At 51.4% G+C, this 6,621-nt stretch carries 2 protein-coding genes; both read right to left on the minus strand.

Annotation, left to right across the window (positions count from 1 at the left end; genetic code table 11):
• Positions 1–71: 71 nt before the first annotated feature.
• Complete coding sequence (locus BM395_RS23050) at positions 72–1,397, minus strand: ISL3 family transposase (RefSeq protein ID WP_090515962.1); 1,326 nt, start codon at positions 1,395–1,397, stop codon at positions 72–74.
• A 5-nt stretch (positions 1,398–1,402) separates the two neighbouring features.
• On the minus strand, positions 1,403–6,379 hold the full coding sequence (locus tag BM395_RS23055) for a DEAD/DEAH box helicase (RefSeq protein WP_090515965.1): 4,977 nt from the start codon (positions 6,377–6,379) through the stop codon (positions 1,403–1,405).
• Between the last annotated feature and the right edge of the window lie 242 nt (positions 6,380–6,621).

The raw sequence follows: 6,621 nt of genomic DNA on the forward strand, positions 1-6,621 counted from the left end.
GGGTATCCGGAACCAGGTGTGGAAACCTTGTTTTAGCCCCCACCGCCTGACTCTAGGATTTTGTTGAGCGGTTAGGAAAAGCAGCCCTTTTCCAGTAGGTCGCACAGGGTTGGAATATGTGGGCCGTACTCGATGGCCTTGACGTTCTCGTCTGCCATGCTGAAGCGATACATGACTTTTTCTGGCAGGAAGGACTTTGGCTTTCTGCCGCGCACTTTCGTTGTCGGCTTACGGGCTTGCTTCTCATAGATAAGTCGGGCCCGCATTACTTCAAAGCTGTATCCTCGTCCCATCCTATTCATGTCCTTCGCTAGCCGGTTGGTAGATTCGGTATAGGCGTTGGTGACCCGGTGGTCATAGAAGTTAAAGATCTCACCCCACCAGTTCGTCAGCGCCGTTCTGGCCGCACCAAAAGCATACTCCATTTCCGGTGGTAGGGAGTCTAGCCAGGCTCGTGCAAATGCCTGAGCATCTTCTTTGTCACCACAGTTATATATCTCATGAAAGCTCTCCTTCATCTGGTAGGCCAGCTCCAGCTCCGGGTGCAGCTCAAACCACTCAAGCATCTTGTCATGCTCATCAGTGCTAAGCCTTCCCTCGCGTTCTAGCAAAATAAAACGATCATCTTTCAGCTTGAGTCGCTGCCGGGTATTCAGGTCTTTCCTGATCTTCTTGCGTACCGTCTCTAGGGCATCATTGCCCATGCGTACAACGTGCCAGCGGTCTACCACAATATCCCGGCCAGGGAGTTGCGCATTGACGACATCCTTGTAGGTACGCCACATGTCCATCGTCACCACCTTGACCTTGTGTTTATCAGGGAGTGTCTTGAAGTAGGTCGTGAGGTCGGCTTTGCGTCGATTGGGCAATAAATCGTAGATAGAAAGCTCACCTACGTTGGTGATCATACAGCGGTACTCACCAATGATTTTCAGCTCATCAATCCCTAAAAACTCGGGCGTTTCAAACCGGACTGTTTTACCCAGCCGCTCAACATAATCCTCGAAAATGTGCTTGATCGTTTTTTCATCAATCCCTGCCTCGCGTGACAGCAAGGCAAAGGTTTTCTTCATTGATTCCTGTTCGATGTATTTGATAAAGCGAACAGACGCTTTCCTTTTCGAGTCAATGTCCGGCAGATGAGAAAAAAACGTCTTGCCGCACTCTTTGCAGCGGAAGCGCGCCCTCTCTACACGCAGGAGGACGGGCTTGCCGTGCATGGGTATATCGATGTAGTGCTGTTGCTGTGAGCCGTGACGGTAAGGGCTCTCAGACAGGCAATGAGGACAGCAGCCGGGTATTCCTTGCCCGTCTACCTCGATAACGTAGTGATCGCCCTCGTCAATCAAGCGGGCAGCCTTGAGACTGCCAAGATTTAGCAGGTCGAGCTGGCTCATCAGCCCTACACCATGTCCAGTTCCGGGAGGCTACTCACGATCTTCTGGGTTTCCAAGCTCACCGTGACAACCCGCTGAAACAGCTCCAAGGGATACTTGGCATTGCCCATGGTCTCGATAGCCCAGTCGTTGGCGTCATTGACGATTCCGCTAGCCTTGTGGGTAGTCACCGCTTGGCGCTCCATTACCCAGTCCAGTGCGGCCTTACCGTTCACCACGTAATCCCATGCTTCGTCTGGGATGCCGGTCAGGGTGATCTTGTTGTTGTAGATGACGGTGCTGCGGTCGTTGATATTCTTACCGGTTTCCTCGCAACGTTTTTTGCCGAACTTCATCTTGGTGACGCGATAGTCCTCGTCCACAAGGTTGCCCTTGGCTTGAATGTTCAGCGGGTACTTTTCTACGGCCTCGTAGTTGAGGTGCAGCTTGGCCAAGTCACGGCCAGCCTTGGAGAACGCCCAGAAATCCGCCGCCTGCTTTACCCTGGGAACACGCGGAAGCTCTTTACTCAGGTTGTCGGCAAATCTCGTGCGGTAATCCTCACTGTGCAGGATGCCGTAGACGTAGTAGAACAGGTCCTCTTTGATGATCTGTTCACTAGGGTATGCCTCTTGGAAATGGGCGAGCCCTTCATCCGTGATGGCATCACGTCGCTTCAGACCAGGCTCTTGCTGCTCGTTATCGACAAACAAGTCACCGTTTGCATCCTCAGCTTTCTCTTGCGCTTGCTCGTCGTAAAGGTAGAGCGGGAAGCATTGAGCGCCTGCCTCCATTGAGTTCAGGTCAGGGATGACTGAACTTATGATTGGACTAAATGCTTTCGCACCTCTCGCTGTCACCATGATAATCAAGTTCTCCCCACCGCCGCCAAGCGGGAAGATGCGGGGCATTTGGTAAACCATTTCGTTAAAGGCGCGGTTGTAGTACATCCATTGTTTTGTGAATGGACGGTACAAAGACGTAGTTAGTGATGACTGCTCATAGCTAAATGATTTGTTTCTTGCAAAGTCCTGTTTGAGCGCACGTGTCCAACTAATTCTAGTCGAGTCTGTATTAATGAAATTATCCACCAAGGCTTGCCTACCTTTTGTATCAAGCCCAGTGTGAACTGCGTTAAAGCGCACAAGTTCGGCGCTATAGAAGTTAACCATACCTTGCATGTTAGTCTCTAGGTGCGTCTTGCTAGAGTCGTAGACCCAGGCATCTCTACCTGTTGCGACACCAAGAGAAAAATTATCAAACAACCTCGGTTCTGGGTTTTTGGCTTTATCGCCTAAAACAATATGCTCCCCAAAGCTATCATCACGCTGATTTAGCCAGTCGCCATGCTGGTCTGGAGTTATTTTCTGCCAGCTCGGAATACCTGCAATACTTTTGTAGCTAGCAATCATTTCCAGCTTTTCTGTGCGGTTCAGGTAATCGCCAATATCGTGAAAAAGGATGCGACCATGCTCTGTCGCTTCAGGGTTTTTCACTAGAATTGAAATAGCAATTGGTGCGCGGCTACCACTATCAAAAATCTTGCCGCCTTCTCGTCGTGATAGCTCGCCAGAGGTGCGTTGATTGCCCCTCAAATGAAACACATGAATGCTGGAAAACTCCTCAGCAAGTGCTTTTCTCAAGCCGTCAGCCTGATTGGTTTCTAAAAAACCTCCATTGGTGACGAAGCCAATCACACCGGCATTGCCGATCCGATCCGATGCCCAGCGAATTGCGCGTATGTAGCTATCGTACAGCTGCCTTACGGAAGTCATCGCAGAGCGCTCTGCATATGTGCTACGAATGCGCTCATCCAGCTTAGGGTAGCTGACGTTGGCGTTGTTATCGTTGGCACTGGCCTGACCCGCTGAATACGGCGGATTCCCCATAATCACGCGTATATCCAGTTCTTTCTGGCGCTTGCGGCGCTCGCTGTTCTCCACCAGCAAGGCATCAATCATATCTTCCGTCTCATACATCTGGAATGTATCAGTGAGACAAATTCCCTCAAACGGCTCGTAGGGAACCTCGAAAATCTGATCCGTTTCTTCTTGGCCGGTCACGTTATCATTCATGATCCCGTGATAAGTGGCCTCGATGTTGATGGCAGCAATGTAGTAGGCCAAAAGAACAAGCTCGTTTGCATGCAGCTCTGTGCGGTATTTGTGCGGGAGCTTCTCTTTAGGGATAAGGCCCGATTGAAGCAACCGGGTTACAAATGTGCCAGTGCCAGTGAAGGGGTCAATAATATGCACGTTCTCATCGGCCATGTTCTTGCCAAACTCAGCCTTGAGCACGTCTTCAATGCTGTGAATGATGAAATCCACCACCTCGACGGGGGTGTAGACAATACCCAGGCGATCGGTCATCCGTGGGAAAGCGTTTTTGAAGAACTTGTCGTACAGCTCAACAATAATGCGCTGCTTGCCCTCGGCACTTTCAATGCCGGCTGCCCGCATCTTCACCGACTCGTAGAACGAACGAAGGGTATCGGCTTCCTTGTCGATATTGTGCGCTTCAAGCTGCTCGGTAACGGCCTGCATCGCAATGGACATGGGGTTATGCTGGGTAAAATTGTACCCCTCAAACAACGCATCAAATACCGGCTTGGTGATCAGATGCTGAGCCAGCATTTCAATGATGTCTGCCTCACTGATGGCGTCGTTAAGGTCATCACGTATCTCTTTAGAAAAGTCTTCAAAGGCGGCGATTTCAGCGGTGTTGTCTGGGTTCTCCAAAATGGCTTGGATGCGGTCGATGTGCGTATTGGCGATCTTGGCAATGTCGTTGGCCCAGTCTTCCCAGTGGTGGCGGTTGCCGCACTTCTTGACTACCTGCGCGTACAGGGCGCGCTCGATCTCACCGACTTCAAATTGCAGGCTTGCTTGGTCAGGGATCGGTGTATCAGCGCTGGAGCCAATGGCACTGCCACCACGGGCTTTTTTCGCGGCTTTTGATGTGCTGGATTTACTGCGCTGTTGTACTTTGTCGCTAACGCTGATGACTTCCATTTTGCTGACATCGCGCCCGTTGAACTCCAGCTTGTTTATCATCGCGTCAAAGCGGTCATCGTGGGAGCGCAAGGCGTTCAGCACCTGCCAGACGACCCTATAAGTTTGGTTATCGTCCAGCGCTTTCTCCGGCTCTACACCGGCTGGGATAACCACTGGCAAAATAACGTAGCCTTGTTTCTTGCCAGGCGACAGACGCATGACCCGTCCAACGGACTGCACTACATCAACCTGGGAGCTACGGGGTGTCAAGAACAGCACGGCATCGAGGGAGGGCACATCAACACCCTCGGACAGGCAGCGCACGTTAGACAGGATGCGACAGGTGTTTTCGGGTGCTTCTGCTTTAAGCCATTCCAGCTTTGAGCCCTTTTCGCTGGCATTCATCGAGCCATCAACATGCTGAGCTTCACAGTTGAGCAGCAGAGCTGGATCAATTTCTGCGTCTGGGTTGTCCTCTAAAAGCTGCGCGACCTCCATGCGTTGATATTCAGCCACCACCTCGCCAAACATATCGGAGATCAGCTTTGAGCTGACTTTATGTTTTTTGCCTTTGTAGTCTTTTTCGATAACCTGACAGAAGGCAACGGCGCGTTGCATGGGGCTTTCATCACCCGAGGGTGTCATTCCTTGCTTGGCGAGTGCTTTCCAACAGCCAATGATCTTGGCGGCATCGTCTACCTTCAGTTCGTTGCCTTCGCCCTTGAGTATGGTTTGCAGGCGGCGATTGATGTGGCTTTCTTCTACAGCCAGCACGATCACCTTGTAATCGACCAGCAGGCCACGAGAGACGGCTTCCGAGAAATTGATGACGAACAGTTCACGGCCAAAGAGCGTTTCGTTGTCCATTGAGAACAGAACAACACCCTCAGTCTGCTTGGCGGCTTCCCCGTAAATGCGTGGGGTGGCTGTCATGTAGAGTCGCTTGTGTGCCTGGATGTAGTCGTTGTCGTGAACCCGCACAAAAGCGGACTCATCATCGCCATCAAACACTGCACCGGTAGTACGGTGCGCCTCATCGCAAATGACCAGATCAAAAGCAGGAAGCCCAAAGTGCTTCTGCGCTTCACTGATCACGGCAATTGAATGGTAGGTCGCAAAAACAACACTCATGTGTGTGTCGCCATGACGTGCGACTAATGCCATGGCCAGACTTTTAGCGTTGGTCGTTGCCGGGTACTGAAGATCGCTGACGGTCGCTTGAATCCGGTCATCTTCTGCGTTGCGGGTTTTTCCTACATCGCTATCAGAGCACACGGCATAGCTGTGCAGCGGCGTTTCGCTTTCTTGCGTCCATTCGGTCAAGGTCTGACTCAAAAGCGCAAGACTGGGTACCAGGAACAGTACCTGCTTGCCCTTGCCCGCCATGTCTTCGGCAATCTTCAAGGAAGTGAATGTTTTCCCAGTACCGCAGGCCATGATGAGCTTGCCGCGATCCGCAGCCTGCAAACCGGCTTTGGTGGCTTTCAGAGCGTTTTCTTGGTGCTCGCGTAATGTTTTCTTTGGACGCAAAACAGGGGCTTTCTGGACTTGGAATTGCGACCAGTCGATCAGACTGTTTTCCAGGTCGGCCAGCGTGATTGTGCTGACAGGTGGGTGCTGGCCCTCTAAGGCATCGCTGGCATTCTGTGTCCAGTTGTTAGCGGTGGTGATGATGATCCGGTTAGAGAATATCGTTTTACCCGAAGCGGTAAAAAAGCTGTCAATGTCAGCCTTGGTGATCTTGTAGTCTGCTGCATAGTTCTTGCACTGGATAGCGTGTACCTCATCCTGATGAGTCACACCCACCAGGTCGATACCAGTGTCTTTTTTGGTCAGGCCGTTCTGCTCTGCCCAGTCACCGTACGTCATGACCTCTCGGTACAGGTCACGGTAGTAGGGCTCGTTGCGCAGATACACCAATGACAGGTGCTCGAAGTCAGTGCCCTTGTCACGTTCGGACAGTGCTTTCTCGCGGAAGCTGGCAAGGATCTGGGATAAAACTGATGGCATCGTACGTTCCTTATTTATCGTGCTTCTAGGCAATCACAGAGCCTGACGCTACGCTCCAGATCCGTCCTGAAATCCAGTACTTATGGGTGCCGGGTGAGCTAGCACATGAGGAGGCTCCACACTCAGTTCCGGTTTATGAGAAGAATTGTAAGATGCTATAATTACACATGCAATTCCGCTTTACAGGCTTTATGTTACGCTAGACTGAAAAGGGATTTACACACTCAGTTCCGGATACTCTA

This window comes from Pseudomonas marincola (genome assembly GCF_900116605.1).
Lineage (GTDB): Bacteria > Pseudomonadota > Gammaproteobacteria > Pseudomonadales > Pseudomonadaceae > Aquipseudomonas > Aquipseudomonas marincola.

Bases quoted from the DNA above. Each gene is read 5' to 3' on its own strand.
- BM395_RS23055 (WP_090515965.1), bottom strand. From the start codon at position 6,379: ATGCCATCAGTTTTATCCCAGATCCTTGCCAGCTTCCGCGAGAAAGCA.
- BM395_RS23050 (WP_090515962.1), bottom strand. From the start codon at position 1,397: ATGAGCCAGCTCGACCTGCTAAATCTTGGCAGTCTCAAGGCTGCCCGC.